Below are 16,415 nucleotides of genomic sequence, written 5' to 3'. Positions count from 1 at the left end.
GCCGCCGCGAACGCCGCCCCGCGGTCAGTCCGACGCGCTCGGGCCGTCGGCCGGCGACGGCAGCCGCAGGTCGGCGAAGTCGTCGGCGTCGCCGACGCCGGTGACGATCTTGACCTCGTCCGTGATCGGGACGCCGACGCAGGAGAGGCGCGCGTTCTCCTCGCGGATCTGCTCGTCGGAGAGGACCGACTGGCCCGGCATCGCCACGTCGCCCTCGACGACGATCACGGCGCAGTTCGAGCAGGCGCCGCCGCGACAGGCGTACGGCCACGAGCGCCCGCCGCGTTCCGCGGCCTCGAGGATCGACTCGCCGGGCTCGACGAGGAACCGACCGTACGCCGGCAGGTCGAGGTCGGCCTCGGCCGCCTTCTCGAAGAGGTCGTCGTCGTCGACCGCCCAGCCGCGCTCGGCCATCACGTCGCGGTCGAGGTGGTAGACGGTCGACGGCGTGCCGGTACGCACCGGCTCGACCGACCCCTCGGCGTACCGCCGGACCACGTCCGCCGCTTCCGGGACCGGTTCGTCGGCGAGGCCGTCGAACCAGTCACGGACCGTCGCGGGCGCGAGGTTCGACTCGGCGGCGACCGCCTCGATGTCGACCCCTTCGAGCCGGGCGACGGTCGAGACGAACCCCGACGAGTCGAGCGTCGCTATCGTCTCCTCGACCCACTCCTCGGAGCGACCGTACCACGAGGCGAGTTCCGCCGTGCCGATCCCCCGGTCGTACGCGACGGCGGTCATCAGCGCCGCGGTCGCCTCCGACGACCTGACCTCCGGGAGCCACGCCCGGATCCGATCGGCGTCCGTCTGATCGAGTTGGCCCATACCCGTACCACGCGGCTCCGGGGCGTTAAACGGTGAGCCTGAACAGTTAGGCCTCGCGGGCGCGTCCGTCGGACCGCGGTCCGCCCCGGAATCCGTCGCCTCCGACGCGACCGAAACGGGAGCAAAGAGTTTTGCCGGGCGCACGACACGGTCCGGTAATGGATATCGACGAGTACGACGTCGTCGTGGCGGGCGCCGGGACCGCCGGCTGTTACGCCGCCGCGACGATCGCGAACGAGGGGCTCGACGTCGTCATCGTCGAGCGGAAGGACGAACAGGAGGCCGGCCACATCGCCTGCGGCGACGCGCTGAAGGGGGCCGACGCCTTCCCCGAGGCGATCCCGAAAGACCGGCTCGAACCCGCGTTCACGAACACCGGCGTCGACCACGGTCGGTTCGAGATCCCCCAAGAGGACACGGTCTTGGAGATCCCGGTGCCCGGGGAACTCGCCGTCATCGACCGCTGGGAGTACGGCCGACAGATCATCGCCGGCGCCGAAGACGCGGGCGTCGACTTCCACTACGACACCGTCATCAACGACGTGGCGCAAGACGAGACGGGCCGCGTCACGGGGCTTCACGCGGTGCGAAAGGGCGACCCCCGGACCTACGCCGCGGACGTCGTGATCGACGGCGCCGGGTCGCTCTCGTTGCTCCAGGACAAGGCCGACTTCGAGGGGACCACCTTCGACACGAACGTCCGGTACTCGCAGTTCTGCTCGGCGTACCGCGAGATCGTCGAGGTGCCGGAGCCGGTCGAGTGGGACGACGCCTTGGTGTTCAAGGCGACCGACCGCGCCGCGGGCTACCTCTGGTACTTCCCGCGGACCAGCACCGAGATCAACGCCGGGCTCGGCTTCCAGATGACCGAGGAGCCGATGCAGCTCGTCGAGTCGCTGAAGGAGGACCTCCGGGACCGGCCCGAGTTCGAGGGCGCGGAGGTCACGGACAAGCTCGGCGCCGCCCTCCCCACGCGTCGCCCCTACGACTCGGCGGTCGCGCCGGGGTACATGGCGGTCGGCGACGCCGCCGGCCACGTGAACCCGACGACGGGCGGCGGGATTGCGGGGGCCGCATACGCGGGCAAGTACGCCGGCGAACAGGCGGTGAAGGCGGTCTCCGACGGCGACGTGACCGAGGAGAACCTCTGGCGGTACAACACCCGCGTGATGGACCACTTCGGCGGGCGCTACGCCGGTCTCGACGTGTACAACGTCCTCTCGACCGCGGTCGACGTCGACGACCTGATGGGGCTGCTCGCGTCGCTGCCGGGCGAGAAGCTCGCGGAGGCGCTGTACGAGGGGTCGACCTCGATGTCCTTCGGGCTGAAGGTGAAGGCCGCGATCAAGAGCTTCGGCTACTGGGGGACGATCCGGAACTTCTACCAGACGAAGTCGCTGGCCGACGAGCTGCTCGCCCACTACGAGGAGTACCCGACGAGCCCCGCCGCGATGGCCAACTGGACCCGCGAGCGCGACGCCATCATGGACCGCGTGTACGAGACGACCGGCGCCGACGCGAAGTACTGAAGCGTGAGCGGCTACCGACTCACGACCGTCGAGACGGTGCGCGAGGAGGGCTCGTGGGCGTTCACCGCCCGCGAGGGCGACGAGGACCGCGAGGTGTTCCTCGTGCCGTGCGCGGACGAGCCGGGTGAGGCCGACGATTCCGTCGATCCGCCCGTCCGCGCGTGGATCAACCGCTGTACCCACGAGGAGCAGCGACTCCACCGGGAGGGGGTTGGCGCCGTGACGCGGGGCGGCTCCGTCGTCTGCCCGAAGCACGGCTCGGCGTTCGATTCCTGTGAGGGCTCCTGCGACAACGGCGAGGCCGCGGGCACGACGCTCCGCTCGATCGACGTCGAGGTGCGCGACGGCGCGGTGTTCCTCACGGACGACGACCTCACGTACCTCTACGAGGGGTTACCCGACGACGAGGGCGACGACGAGGGGCCGGCGTCGAGCTCGCACCTGACGTTCTGAGTTGCGAAGATCCGAGAGGCAGACTCGTGGTCGGCTCTTTTTAAATAGGCGACTGTGCGGTGACGTTCATCGAAGCCCCAGCCACTCGGCTGTACGGTTTTGTATATAAATGATCGTTCGACACCAACACCGACACCACCGAAGTCTCAACCGCTCGGCTGTACGCGGCTGTTTATAGATGACAGATCGATACCGACACCGCCGAAGCCCCAGCCGTGAGGGCTCGGTGCGCTCGCTGCGCTCCTCGTCGCTCGTTTCACTCGCTCCTGCGGTGCTTTCGTCGCGCGCCTTCGCCCTCACGGCTGCCCCTTCGAGTCCCGCCCGGCACCGCACCTCACACCTCCCCAGCCTCGCCGCTCGCTCCGGGCTCCCTACGGTCGCCCGTCGCTCACGGCGTCCCTCGCACGCGCTCCTCGCAGCCGCCTAGGCCGGCCGCTCGGAGGCGCGCGCTACCGCAGTTGTTTATAAAAGCCGTCGCGGATGCTTTTAAATATCGGCAGAGAAGCGCGCCAGGGTCTTACGGCCGCGTCTCGGCGACCCGCCGGATCGCGCCGGCGATCACGTCGATGCCGATCCCGATGTCGTCCTCGACGACATCGAAGTCGCTCGTGTGGTGGCCGCCGGGGTGGTCGGTACCGACGCCGAGGTAGCAGGCGAGCCCGCCCTGCTCCTGGACGTAGTTCATCAGGTACGTCGCGTCCTCGGAGCCGCCGAGCTCGTCGCTGTCGACGATGTTCGTGACGCCCGAGACGTCGCCCGCAGACTCCCGCACGAGCCCCGCGAGCGCGTCGTCGCTCGTCGCGCTGGGCGCTTCGCCGAGCGTGGAGACGTCGACCTCGCAGTCGTGCATCTCCGCGGCCGAGTCGAGGACCCGGTCGGCGTGGTCGGACATGTACTCGGCGAGGTCGGTCGTCTGCCCGCGCACTTCGCCCTCGATGTACGACTCCTCGGGGATGATGTTCGTCGCGGTGCCGCCGCCGACGAGTCCGGCGTTCACCCGCGTCGGGCCGTCCGCGTGCCGCGGGATGGCGTAGAGGTTCTGGATCGCGGCCGCCATCGCCTGAACCGTGTTCCGGCCCTGCTCGGGGCGCGCGCCGGCGTGCGCGGGTTCGCCCGTGAACTCGGCGAGGAAGTGCCGCACCGCGAGGAACCCCTCGATGCCGCAGACGACCTCGCCGGAGGGGTGGTCGAGGCCGACGTGGACCGCGTACAGGTAGTCGACGTCGTCGAGGTGGCCCGACTCGGCCATCGGCTTGCCGCCGACGATCTGCTCTTCGCCCGGCTGGAAGAACACCTTCAGCGTGCCCGAGAAGTCGGAGTCGAGGATCGCGTCGAGCGCGCCGAGCCCCATCGTCGCGTGGGCGTCGTGGCCGCAGGCGTGCATGAACCCCTCGTGTTCGGAGCGGAACCCCTCACCGGCCGGGACGTGGTCGCCCGACTCCGACTCCGTGATCGGGAGCCCGTCGATGTCGACCCGCAGACCGACCACCGGGCCGTCGCCGCGCTCGACGACCGCGACGCAGCCGGTGTAGCCGCCCGAGAGCTGTTCGAGGACTTCGGGATCGGCGCCCGCCTCGCGGGCCCGCTGTTCCCACTCCGCCAGCTCCTCGTCGTCGGGGACGTTCAGGCGCTCGTCGGCTGCCAAGGCGTCGGGCCCGACGTGGAGACCCGTCAGGTCCCGCTCGCGGAGGGCCTCGACGATGCGCGCGGTGGTGTAGAACTCGCGCCACGCGGGCTCGGGGTGGCGGTGGAGGTCGCGGCGGAACGCGCGGTACTCGTCGTCTTCGAGAGCGCTCATACGTCCGGGTGGCCCGGCGACCGCTTAAACGATCGCCTGTCGGAGAAAATGGGTAACCTTAGCGTGAAGAGTGCGGCCGAGCAAGGGTGAGTTGGTGACTCGAAGATGCTCGACCGCGTGGTCGCGAAAACACGCGATCAGAAAGTATTTTTTCGTGAAGATACCCCGACCGAACAGCGTGTCGAAGCAGCGTTTTTGTATTAGCCGATCTCCCGTATCGGCGCGTTGAGCGGGTAGTCTGGCGCTCATACGAGGCCCTGCGCCGGTGGTATCAGGAGACCGCTGGGTCAAATCCTTCGCAGCTCTCCACAATGCCATCCCCTAGCCTTGACCCCCTCCTCGTATGAAGGGCCCTGTTCAAATCGTAATCGGGCGGGCGAGCCAACAGCTACGTTCAGTCCTGCTTTTCGCCAGGGTTCACAGCGCTACCAGTTGGTCTCACAGGGTGTTTGGTAGGCCTTTGGAGTGCTAATGCACTCACCCCAGCACCGATAGCGAGGACAGCTCCGATACCAAAGGTAAACGTCCACGAAGTAACGGTTACCAGCCAGCCGGCGACCGCGCCACCGAAGATACCACCCCACATTTTCCCAGAGTAGAGTAGCGCATAGTTCGACGAGGAGTGAGCCTCTCCATAATACTCACCGACCAAGCTTGGAAACAGCGTGTACTGCGGACTCCAGAAGAACGTTGCTAACACGACACTCCCCACGAACAAGACCGTTGACCCCGCTTGAGCGGCGAAAACCAGGCTGCCAACGCCGATTCCACACAAGGCAAATGAGACCGCCATGATGTATCGTCGGTCAAACCGGTCGGAGAGGTCGCCCATGACTAGGCGACCGATCCCGGCCGCAACGGGCAACATTGTCGCCGAGAGCGTGGCCGTATTCTCGGTTAACGACATCGCCTGCGCAAATGAGATCACCTTCGCAGTCACCATGAGACCAGCTCCGCTCACCGCAACGAACATTGCGTACATAAGCCAAAACTGCCAGGTTCGAGCTGTTTCGCGCCATGTATACTGAAAATTCGCCGCTGAGGCCTGATCGGCCGGAGCCTCGTTCGATTCTTTACTGTCCCTGAACCAGTTTGGCGGCGGATCCCGTAGCAGCACTGCCGTCAGGAGGACAACGACAAAGATGAGGACACCCATCAGTCGCAATACTCTGCTGTACGCGTCAACAGCAGCGTTGGCACGAACGAACGGGACAAACAGTGCTGCGCCACCGGCGAAAGCCATTGTCCCGACACCAGTGGTCAGCCCGCGGCGGTCGGGGAACCATTTCAGGGCTGTGTTCACCGCGACGGTGTACACGATGCCAACGCCGATCGCCCCCAGCGAGTACAGTACGTAGAGGTGCCACACTGTCGTTGCGTACGTGATACCGATGTATCCACCACCGGCGAGCACTGCTGCGATGGCGGTCAGGTTTCGCGGCCCGTGTCGGTCACGCCACCAGCCAACAGGAAACTGTGAGCCAGCCTGAAATATCACGAACAGCGTGAACACGAGCCCCAGTGCGGGCAATGCGATCCCGAGATCTCGCGCCAGCGGTCCTTCGATCGACGACCAGACGTATTGGTAGGGACTCACCACGCCCATCGAGCCCGCAGCAGCGACGATTAACCACCACCGCGAGAAACCCAAGTGGTCATGAGCTGCTGTGCCCGGATCGTCGGTCGTAGACCCAGCAGACGCGTGGGAATCATCCCCCGACATCGTTTCCGTACGGACTCTGTGCTGCGCGGTCAGCCTCGTCACGGTCGTTCCAGTGACACGCCGACCGGTGCCGCTCGGGGTCGGACTCGGCGCTCTGCTCGACCGGTTGGAGCGCTGGCTCATCGGCTTCGCACTCCTCGTCGATGTACTCCGGACAGCGGGTATGGAACGGACATCCCGATGGTGGGTCGATAGGACTTGGTGGATTCCCATCGAGATGGACGGTTCGCCGCCCCATTTCGCCGGTGATACTCGGAATTGCTGCCAGCAGTGACTTCGTGTAGGGATGAGCCGGTGCCTCAAAGATATCGTGTGTCGGCCCCTCCTCTACGATCTTTCCCAAATACATGACTGCGATACGATCACTGACGTGCCGCACCACTGATAGGTCGTGTGCGATAAAAACGTACGAGAGGCCGTACTCCTGTTGGAGGCGTTTCATTAAGTTGATGATCTGTGCCTGGACGCTCACGTCGAGTGCGCTAACCGGCTCGTCGGCAATGATGAGTTTCGGTTCCACGGCAAGGGCACGCGCGATACCGACACGCTGGCGCTGGCCGCCGGAAAACTCGTGTGGATAGCGGTCGCGCAAGTCGGGTGAGAGGCCAACCTCCTCGAACAACTCGGCGACACGTTCGTCTTTGGCCTCACCAGTCGCGATGTCGTGGACCGCCAGCGGCTTGCCGACAATCTCCCCGACTGTTTTTCGTGGGTTCAGCGATGAAAGCGGATCCTGAAAGATGACCTGAACATCTTTTCGGAGCGCTTTCAGCCGGTCCCCTTCGGCGTCAGAGATCTCTTCACCGTCGAAATGGATGGTCCCAGCAGTCGGTTCGTAGAGTCGAGACAGTGTGCGCCCGAGGGTGGACTTCCCACACCCGGACTCACCGACCACACCGAGGGTTTCCCGCTCGGCGAGCGTCAGGTCTACCCCGTCGACGGCGTGAACCCACTCGTCATCACCGAACAGGCGGTCGAGGAAGCTCTGTTCAACTGGAAAGTGCTTTTTCAGGCCCTTCGCACTCAGCAGCGGTTCACCGCCCGACTCGGCTGACTGACCACCTGTGGTATCGGTGACTGATGATTCGAATTGGCTACTCATCTGTACTCCCCTCCGAAGTTGGGCCGCTGCGGGGTGACCAGATCGTCGCTGGCCTCGTGTTCTTGGATGAGTTGTTTCGCCTCCGCGTCGTCGACACGCTGGACCTCGTCCCCGTCGTTGGCAACCGCATCGTTATAGAGGTGACACCACGTTCGATGGCCGGGCTCCTCCGCTGAGTAGGCGACAAGCGGCTCCTCACAGAGAGAGAATGCGGCGTCACACCGGGTTCGAAACGGACAGCCCTGCGGTTTGGCCGTCGGGTCGGGAACGTTGCCTTCGATAGCATCGAGCCACTCACGGTCGTCGTCCGTCCGGGGGATGGAATCTATCAACCCTCGCGTGTACGGGTGGCGAGGATCTTCGAAGAGCGTCCTGGTATCAGCCGTCTCCATCATTTCGCCCGCGTACATCACGGCCACGCGGTCGCACGTTTCGCGGACGACTGCTAAGTCGTGCGTGATGAGCATGATAGAGACGCCGAACTCATCGCGCAGATCGAGCAGTTCGTTGAGGATCTGGGCTTCGATCGTCACGTCGAGAGCGGTAGTCGGCTCATCAGCGATAATCAGGTCAGGATCGCCGGCGAGCGCTTGCGCGATCATCACCCGTTGTTTCATCCCGCCGGACAACTGGTGCGGGTACTCGTTCGCCCTGTCGGCCGGGTCTGGAATGCCGACGGTGTCCAGCAACTCGACCGCTCGTTGCCACGAGGCGCTTGACTCGCTGGTGCCGGTGACGTACTTCCGCCGGAGTTCTGCGAACAGCGACTGCGATTCACCGACATCACCGTGGTGGCGAACGACCTCAGCGATTTGCTCGCCAACGGTCATCACCGGGTTGAGCGACGACATCGGATCTTGGAAGATCATCGAGATGTCGTTGCCACGGATCTCGCGGAGGGCTGCCTCATCTTTGGTGAGGAGGTCTTCATCCCGGAAGCACAGCCGATCGGCGGTAACGGTCGCGCCGTCAGCGAGACCCAACAACGAGAGAGCGGTGACGGATTTTCCGGAACCTGACTCACCGACGATGCCGAATACCTCCCCCTCGTTAATCGCGAAGGAAACCCCGTCAACGGCCGGGACATCTCCACGTTCTGTGGTGAACGTCGTGTGGAGATTATCAACAGCCAGCAGCGGCGGTTCCTCGGTGACAGTAGTCGATACGGACGGACCAGCCCGCTGTGTAGGACGTGGTTGCGAGCTCATGTTTGACCAGTCTCTTTCACGTCGAAGGCATCACGTAGTGCGTCGCCGAAGAGGTTGATTCCAAGCACAGTCACCATGATGGCGATCCCCGGAATGATGGAGATCCACCACGCCTGCGTGATGAATCCGCGACCCTGTCCCAGGAGGGCTCCCCACGTCGGTGTCGTCGGTTTAACGCCCAGTCCGAGGAACGACAGGGTGCTCTCAGCGAGGATCGCTCGCGCCGTGAAGATTGTGAATTGGACAATAAGCGGCGCAACCGTGTTCGGGAACACTTCTTCGAAGATGATCTCATAGTCTTCGAGCCCGACGCTCTTCGCCGCCATGGTATACTCCTCTTCACGGATCGCCAGGACCTCGCCACGGGCCAACCGTGCGAAATCATCGATATAGGCGAACCCGATAGCGACCATGACATTCCAGAACCCCTGGCCGAAGATCGCGACTAGCATAATGGCGATGAGTAGCCACGGGAACGCCCACATGACGTCGACGGCCCGCATCAGCAGGTCGTCGATGTACCCACCGTAGTAGCCTGCGAACAAGCCGATCAGGATTCCGAGGACCGCTCCAAATGTAACCGCCCCGAGGCCAACGGCCAGCGAAATCCGGGCGCCGTACATCAGCCGTGACAGGAGGTCCCGGCCGAATGAGTCCGTGCCGAGTGGGTTGGCACTCAACGGGTCCGGTGGCATCAGTATCGGGAACTGTTGGGACATCGGGTCGTACGGCGCCAGCATCGGCGCAAAGATAGCCGACAGCCCGAACAGCGCGACAACGAGGAACCCGATCTTCGCTCTGAGGTCACGCCGAATCGTTTTGATGAACCGCTCAAGCAGGTCAGACCGGATTCCAAAGGTCTTCCCGCTCTCACTCGAGCCGCTGAACGCACTTTCGACGAGATCAGAGACCGACATCACTCACTACCTCCGTACTTGATCTGCGGGTTGATCGACGTGTATAACACGTCCACGAGCAGGTTCATGAACACGAACACGAACGAGATGAGGATCACCGCTCCCTGGATAGCTGGGAAATCCCGGCGTTGGATCGACGCAATCAGCAGCCGGCCGAGCCCCTGGATCCCGAACACGATTTCAACAGCGACGACGCCGCCGAGCAGCACGCCCAGCAGGATACCCGCGACGGTAACGATCGGGATGAGAGCGTTCTGTAACCCGTGTTTAAAAACGATCAGCCGGCCGTCTAACCCCTTGGCTCGCGCCGTTCGCATGTAGTCTTCGTTCAGCACTTCCATCATTGACGACCGAGTCATCCGCATCAAGATCCCGCCGTAGGGGAGCCCGACCGCCAAGGCCGGCAGAATGATGTGTTTTAGCCAGGGGATGATCCCCTGCCGGAACGACACGTAGCCGAACGCCGGCACCCAGCCGAGCCGGTCAGCGAAAATGATCAACAAGACAATACCGATCCAGAACCCAGGCATGCTGATACCGATGAACGAGACCGTCGTCGCGACGTAGTCTTCCCACTGGTACTGTTTGACGGCGCTGGTGATGCCAGCGGGAATAGCTATCAACAGCGCAATTAGCATCCCGAGCCCAGCAATACTCAGCGTCGGTTCAGCCACACCAATGAGCATCTGGAGGACACTCTGGTCGCTAAACACCGAGGTGCCGAGATCTCCTTGTAAGATCCGGCCCATCCACCGGATATACTGAACGTACAGCGGTTCCGTGAGGCCCATCTCCTCCCGGAGTGCCGCAATGGCTTCGGCGCTGGCGTCGCCGCCGAGCAGGACTCGTGCTGGGTCGCCAGGGATGGCTCTGACGGCAAAGAACACGATTGTTGCAACAATGTAGATTACCACCAGCGCGTGAGCGACTCGCTTGGCGATATAGCGACGCATCCCCATTACGGATCACCCCTAACGAGCCAGGTTGACATCGCCCGAGCTGTCAGTGTGAACAGCATGTTACTCCTCGAGGTAGGCGCGATGGAAGTTGCTCAAGCCAATCTGGTTGCCTACATTTTTGAGCTGTGTCACGCTCCCTTTCGGAGTGAGGGGGAACGTCGTCATCGCGAACGGCGCGTCTTCGAGGAAGATTTGCTCGGCCTCTCGGACGTATTCGATCCGTTCGTCCTGGTTCGGTGTATTGAATGATTTTGAAAGCGCTTCGTCGAAATTCTCGTTGGAGTAGAGGTTCTTTTGCCACGCACCCGAGGATCCCTCCTCCATCGGCGTGCGGAGCTGTTTCCACCACGACATCCACGGGTCGATGTCGCCGCCACCGCCGTACATCATGAACATGTGATTGTATCGGTAGATGTTATCCCAGTAGGACGACTCCTGCTGGACGTCGAGTGTGGCATCGATACCGACGTTCGATAGCTGCTGTTGTAACACGGTCATCACCCGTTCGTCGGTCGGAGTGCCAAGAATGCTTCCGGAGAACCGTGGTTCGCCGGTGTACCCGGCTTCGTCTAATAGTTCTCGAGCTCGCTCGGGATTATACATTTGAGCGTTTTCCGGCTGTTCTTGATATGCCCAGGCAATAGCAGGGTTGATCAGGCTGTGTGCGGGCTCAGCGAAGCCAAAGTACGCGGTGCTGACCAGCTCCTCTCGGTCGATGGCCATCGCTACCGCCTGCCGGACTCGCCGATCCGTCGTGGGGATATCCGTTCCCTCCCACGCATCGGTCGGCTGGTCGTTACCGCTCGCGTACGACTGCCGTTCAGCCCACTCATCGGAGGCCGGATCATTACACAGCATCGCCAAACACGACCACTCGCCAGAGCTGACCCCCGCAACATCGACACTTCCACCCCCGCCCTGTACCTGCCGCGCGTTCTGAGGTGGGAGTTCGTCGGCATACTGGATCCCGTCGGTCGTAATTGCGCTCCACATTGTGGAGGGTTCAGGAATGAGGTTGATGACAACCTCGTCAAGGTACGGGAGACTATTGCCCTCTGAGTCGGTCTCCCAGTAATCGTCGAACGCCGTCAGGGTGAGCGACTCTCCCGTGGACCGTTCCGTGAGTTCGAATGGGCCCGACCCGACGGGGTAACGCCGGTAGCGTTGGGGGTCCTCCTCGACTGCCGTTTTATTGACGATGGTTCCAGCCCGTCCCGGACCGCGCGTGAGGAATGTGATAAACGGAGCAACGGGCCTCGAGAGATTAATTCGGAGCGTCGTCGCATCCGGCGCCTCCACACTTTCGATATCAGCTACCTTCCCGATATGAGGCGAGTCATCGAGCCCCATCAATCGCTCAATGGACCACTTGATCGCGGAGGCGTCGAGTGTGTCTCCGTTGTGGAACGTCATTCCCTCGCGAATGGTGAACTCGTAGGTCGTGTTGTCAGGCAGCGTCCAATCGCTTGCCGCATCGCCCACGATCTCACCGTTGCGGTCCAGTTTGACGATACCCGAAAAGATGTTTGAGAAAATCGTGATCTGCTGGTAGAGATCAACGTAGTGGGGATCAAGCACCTCCACCGCGTTGAATGCCCAGCCGGCCTCAATAGAGCCGCCCATATTGGAATCACTATCGCTACCATCACCACCGTCCCCACCGTTACTGCCGTCAGACCCTGGCTGACTACCATCACCAGTACAGCCGGCCACACCGGCCAAGCCCGCTGCGCTCAACAGTTTCATCGTTGTACGACGGTCAATACTCGGACCTTCTAGTTGATCCTTGTCAACGCCTCGCATGACGGGAGGTGACAGTAGATAAACTGACCTAAATATTCGGCCAGATATATCTGGCTTCATTTCTCAGCGTAGACATTATTGATCCGTTCGGTTAATCCTGTTATATGGTAACTGATCACAAACATATAAATACACGGACCGACGGCACCCAACCATGTGGGAAGCAGAACTGGCCGTAAGACACTACGGCTGCCCCGTTTCAGACGTGTCCTCCTCCCACTCGTCGGTCAGAATCGAGAATGTCTCTCGTGTCAGGCTCACTGGCGGTGAAGCGAAGCGATTGCTTGCGGTCGACGGTGCGGAGAGTAAAGTAGCGGCATTCGCAGAGAACTATCGGGATCACGACGCTACGGTCGAGTTCGAGCGCGTCTCAGCTGGTGACGCGAATCGAGCGTACTTCATTAGTGAGGTCAATTACCCAGCCAATAATCCCTCCATCCTCAAGCTCATCGACGACGCCGGCTGCTTCCAGTACTCGACAGTTGTAGTCGAACACGGGATCGAACACTGGGTTGTCTACACTCGACATAAGGACGCACTCCGGAGACTTGTGGACGCCATCGAGGAGCGGAGCAACAACGTTCGACTGGCCCGGAACGTCGATGTCGGTCCCATCAGCGACGAGGAGGCCATTCATTATCACGCGCTCCGATCTGAGCTGACGAAACAACAATTAGCCGCCTTTGAGGCAGCGCTCGAATTGGGGTATTACGCTGAGAATAATCAGGCCACGATTAGCGACATCGCTGCGTTTCTTGATGTTCACCACTCAACGGCAGGGGAACACATTAAACGCGTAGAAAACACGCTTCTCTCGGAAGTTGGAAGACATCTGTTCCCTGACGTGGTCAACCAAAACACGCAGCCTGAGACATTACGGAGTGACCCCTCCGAGTGTTAATCGCTACACTGGTGGTGTTTACTTCCGCAGTTTGGTACGTGGTCCGGCGGACGATGACCGAAAAGCCCTACACCGACGGGGGTGGGACGACTGAGGACGTCCGCCAGACAATGCGTGGCTTCTACGAGAAGGCCAGCCGAGACGAACCGGACTACTTCCCGGCAGATGAGTCAGCCGAAAAAGAGTACAACACGAGTCAGTTGATGCCGCAGCGGGATATCCAGGGTGGTCGCGTCACATTCGAATCTGAACCGGGGCCCTCACAGCGAATTTCGATCGGGAAGGGTACGAGGTGTACGATTGCGAAAAACGACTTGTAAAACGGTCCATGTCGGAGAAGTCAGCGACGAGCGTCTATATTGGAGCCCCCGAAGAGTTCGCGGAGTGGGTCGGATTCTCGGTGGGTGAACTGCTGACCAACGAGACAGCGGTCGCGATAGACCGAAATACTTCCGAGTCTAAACACGGGGAGCCCACCGAAGCAGAAGACGGATCCAGTAGATTCCTGTCCCGGTTGCTCGGATGGTAGGCCGATATCGGCAGAAAGTATATCGAGAGATTCGCACGCCGGATGTGCTGATGGCAAACTCGGAGTCCCCGCAGGAAGCGTATCTCAAAGCCTTCGCAACTCTCCACAATGCCATCCTCTAACCTTGACACCCTTTCGGAGAACCATGGAAACCCGTCGAAACTCGACCGACCGCGATCGGCTCACTCGTCCGCCGGTCCCGTGCGCCCCGACCGGTCGGTCGATTTCATGCGCTCCGAGTAGTCCCACGCGTGGAGCCGCTCCGGTTCGATCCGGATCTCGACTTCCTCGCGCTCGGGCCGCAGCAGTCGGTCGGCGGTCGCGTTGTCGACCCCGCCCAGATATCTGCGCAGGAGCGTTCGAAGGAGTCGCTTGTCGTCGTCCGGCGCCACCGTCGCGTGACCGCGGCCGCGGACGCCCTTGTACGGGGGGTCGTTCGTCGACACGTCGAAGGAGACGTGATCGTCGTGTTCGACGAACTCGACGAGGTCGGCGCTCGCGCTCGTCGCACAGCGGATGGCGCCGGTCGGCTCGCCGGAGCCGCCCTCGGCGCCTTCGCCGCTCCCCGCCTCCGGTTCCCACGCGAACCACAGCGAGACGATCCACGGGCGGTCGCTCGGCGTGCGGCAGCCGAGTCGGACCGGGACTCGCGCGCTGCCGAGGAACTCGTCCACGCGCTCGCGGTCCCACGGGCCGGTCGGATCCATACCGATCCATCGGCCGCGTCCCGCCTAACAGTTGCGCCGGGGCGCGTCGCCGGTCCTCGGTCCGCGGCGCGTCCGCGGAACACAAGAGAATTGACCGTCCCCGCGCGAGTGGCGGTATGACCGACTACTTCGAGGTCCACGAGCGCGACGGCGCGGCCCGCCTCGGGGCGGTCCGCCTCGCCGACCCCGTGACGACCCCGGCGCTCGCGGACCCGTTCCTCGACGACGCCGGGAGCCTCTGGGCCGGCGACCGCGAGGTGCCGGACGGCGACGAGTCCGCGCTGACGGTGCTCCCCCACCGGTCGTTCCCGGCCGGCACCCGCGAGGAGGTCCGCGAGTCGTTCGCGGTCGACCACCCCGATGTCGACTTCCCCTCGGCGGCGGTCGTCGACAGCCGGAGCGCCCGCGACCTCGGCGCCGACGCCTACCTCCTCTCGGACGCGCAGGGGTTCGTCGGCCACGGCGAGGCGTTCCGCGACGCGATCGTTCGTGCGAAGGAGGGCCTGCCCCCGGACGCCGCGCTCGGCCTCTCCGGCGTCGCCACGCCCCGGAACGTCGCGCTCCTCGCGTACGCCGGCGTCGACCTCGTCGACGCGACGCTCGCGCGGACGAAGGGGACGCAGGGGATGTACCTCACCGCCGACGCCGAACACTTCCTCGAGGACCTCGACGAACTGCCGTGCGCCTGCCCCGCCTGCGCGAAGGCCCGGAGCGAGTTCACGCGCGCCGACTGCGCCGACCACAACGCCAACTCCCTCCGCGCCGAACTCCGCCGGGTCCGCGAGCGGATCCGGAGCGGCCGCCTGCGCGACTACGTCGAGGGGCAGGCCCGCCACGAGGGGTGGCTCACGGCCGCGTTCCGCGAGTTCGACGACCAGTGGGGGTACCTCGAAGAACGGACGCCGCTCATGCGCGACGCGGAGCTGACGGCGGCGTCGGCGGAGACGCTCGACCGCGTCGAGATTCGGCGGTTCGCGGACCGCGTCACGAGCCGCTACCGCAACCGATTCACCGACCAGCCGCTCGTGTTGGTCCCCTGCTCGGCCACCAAGCCGTACAGCGACTCCCAGAGCCACCGCCAGTTCCACGACGCGATCCAGTGGCGCGGCCACACCGTGTCGATGACCTCGCCCATCGGCGTGGTCCCGCAGGAGCTGGAGACGACCTACCCCGCCCAACACTACGACTCGGTCGTCACCGGCGACTGGAGCGAGGACGAGATTTCGTTCGTCGCGGAGGTGCTGCGACGGTACCTCGACCGCAACGACTACTCCCGCGTCGTCGCGCACGTCCCCGAGGACGGCTACCGCGAGATCTGCGAGCGCGTCGAGGGCGCCGTCGACGTCGAGTTCGAGTACACCTGCGTCGACCACCCGACGACCGACGAGTCGCTCGGCGAACTGAACGCGGCGCTCGAAGGCGAGCCCGCGTACAGCAAACGCGAGCGCGAGCACAACACCGTCCGCGCCATCGCGGACTACCTCCTCGGAGACGGCGCGGGCGACGACCTCTTCGGCGGGCTCGGCGCGGGCGGCGGTGAGGCCGGCGACGGCGACGAGGCGTACGGCGGGGAGGCCGACGTGCGCACCACCGGTCGCTACCCGAAGCTCCAGGTGTGGGGCGACGACCCCGACGCCGGCCGCGAGGGCGAGCCGGGCGAGCAGCTGGCGACGATGGTTCCCCAGTACGGCACCCTCTCGTTCACCCTCGCCGGCGCGCACCGCTGGGTCGCGAGCGACGCGCCGACGAAGCGGGTCGAGATCGACTCGTTCGTCCCGCACGGCTCCGTCCTCGCGCCCGGCGTCGTCGACGCCGACGACGGGATTCGGGTCGGCGACGAGGTCGTGGTCGAGGGCCCGAAGGCGTTCGCGGTCGGCCGCGCGGCGATGTCCGGCCCGGAGATGGCGGGGGCGACGCGGGGGGTCGCGGTCGAGGTTCGACACGCCGACGAGAAGTGACCG

At 63.7% G+C, this 16,415-nt stretch carries 13 protein-coding genes and 1 pseudogene; 5 read left to right on the top strand and 9 right to left on the bottom strand.

Going from position 1 to position 16,415, the window contains the following annotated elements:
* Positions 1-24: 24 nt before the first annotated feature.
* Positions 25-825, bottom strand: a complete 801-nt coding sequence (fer, locus tag EXE42_RS20655; protein ID WP_137706083.1) for a ferredoxin Fer — start codon at positions 823-825, stop codon at positions 25-27.
* 158 nt (positions 826-983) lie between these two features.
* On the opposite strand from fer, the gene EXE42_RS05830 reads away from it, so the two are divergent.
* On the top strand, positions 984-2,354 hold the full coding sequence (locus EXE42_RS05830; RefSeq protein WP_137706082.1) for a geranylgeranyl reductase family protein: 1,371 nt from the start codon (positions 984-986) through the stop codon (positions 2,352-2,354).
* Positions 2,355-2,357: 3 nt separating this feature from the next.
* A complete protein-coding gene (locus tag EXE42_RS05825) occupies positions 2,358-2,807 on the top strand; it encodes a Rieske 2Fe-2S domain-containing protein (protein ID WP_137706081.1) in 450 nt (149 codons plus the stop codon).
* A 517-nt stretch (positions 2,808-3,324) separates the two neighbouring features.
* Here EXE42_RS05825 and EXE42_RS05815 read toward each other — a convergent pair.
* The 7 genes from EXE42_RS05815 to EXE42_RS05785 all read right to left on the bottom strand — a co-directional run bounded on the left by EXE42_RS05815 (position 3,325) and on the right by EXE42_RS05785 (position 12,260).
* Entirely contained in the window at positions 3,325-4,605 is a 1,281-nt protein-coding gene (locus tag EXE42_RS05815) for an amidohydrolase (protein ID WP_137706079.1), read from the bottom strand.
* A gap of 394 nt (positions 4,606-4,999) precedes the next feature.
* Positions 5,000-6,328: an OFA family MFS transporter gene (locus tag EXE42_RS05810; RefSeq protein WP_137706078.1), complete on the bottom strand. Its 1,329-nt coding sequence runs from the start codon at positions 6,326-6,328 to the stop codon at positions 5,000-5,002.
* Positions 6,315-7,430, bottom strand: coding sequence for an ABC transporter ATP-binding protein (locus tag EXE42_RS05805; protein ID WP_092922179.1), 1,116 nt, complete (start codon positions 7,428-7,430; stop codon positions 6,315-6,317). Before EXE42_RS05805 ends, EXE42_RS05810 begins: the two co-directional genes overlap by 14 nt.
* Complete coding sequence (locus EXE42_RS05800; RefSeq protein ID WP_137694435.1) at positions 7,427-8,638, bottom strand: ABC transporter ATP-binding protein; 1,212 nt, start codon at positions 8,636-8,638, stop codon at positions 7,427-7,429. Before EXE42_RS05800 ends, EXE42_RS05805 begins: the two co-directional genes overlap by 4 nt.
* Entirely contained in the window at positions 8,635-9,555 is a 921-nt protein-coding gene (locus EXE42_RS05795) for an ABC transporter permease (RefSeq protein ID WP_092922183.1), read from the bottom strand. The genes EXE42_RS05800 and EXE42_RS05795 overlap by 4 nt, the downstream gene beginning before the upstream one ends.
* A complete protein-coding gene (locus tag EXE42_RS05790; protein WP_092923237.1) occupies positions 9,555-10,508 on the bottom strand; it encodes an ABC transporter permease in 954 nt (317 codons plus the stop codon). The genes EXE42_RS05795 and EXE42_RS05790 overlap by 1 nt, the downstream gene beginning before the upstream one ends.
* A 66-nt stretch (positions 10,509-10,574) precedes the next feature.
* Positions 10,575-12,260 (bottom strand): ABC transporter substrate-binding protein, encoded by a 1,686-nt coding sequence (locus tag EXE42_RS05785; protein ID WP_158294263.1) that lies wholly within the window; start codon positions 12,258-12,260, stop codon positions 10,575-10,577.
* 211 nt (positions 12,261-12,471) lie between these two features.
* Here EXE42_RS05785 and EXE42_RS05780 point away from each other — a divergent pair, with 211 nt between their 5' ends.
* Positions 12,472-13,218 (top strand): helix-turn-helix domain-containing protein, encoded by a 747-nt coding sequence (locus EXE42_RS05780; RefSeq protein WP_092922187.1) that lies wholly within the window; start codon positions 12,472-12,474, stop codon positions 13,216-13,218.
* A 35-nt stretch (positions 13,219-13,253) separates the two neighbouring features.
* A pseudogene (locus EXE42_RS05775) lies at positions 13,254-13,747 on the top strand (hypothetical protein); the annotation flags it as partial.
* Positions 13,748-13,929: 182 nt separating this feature from the next.
* Here EXE42_RS05775 and EXE42_RS05770 read toward each other — a convergent pair.
* On the bottom strand, positions 13,930-14,454 hold the full coding sequence (locus EXE42_RS05770) for a pyridoxamine 5'-phosphate oxidase (RefSeq protein WP_092922189.1): 525 nt from the start codon (positions 14,452-14,454) through the stop codon (positions 13,930-13,932).
* Positions 14,455-14,570: 116 nt separating this feature from the next.
* Here EXE42_RS05770 and arcS point away from each other — a divergent pair, with 116 nt between their 5' ends.
* Positions 14,571-16,412, top strand: a complete 1,842-nt coding sequence (gene arcS, locus EXE42_RS05765) for an archaeosine synthase subunit alpha (RefSeq protein ID WP_137706077.1) — start codon at positions 14,571-14,573, stop codon at positions 16,410-16,412.
* Positions 16,413-16,415: the final 3 nt, after the last annotated feature.

Origin of the sequence: Halorubrum sp. SP3 (genome assembly GCF_005435195.1) — an archaeon.
GTDB classification, from domain to species: Archaea; Halobacteriota; Halobacteria; order Halobacteriales; family Haloferacaceae; genus Halorubrum; species Halorubrum sodomense.
This window is presented reverse-complemented; position numbering and strand designations above follow the sequence as displayed.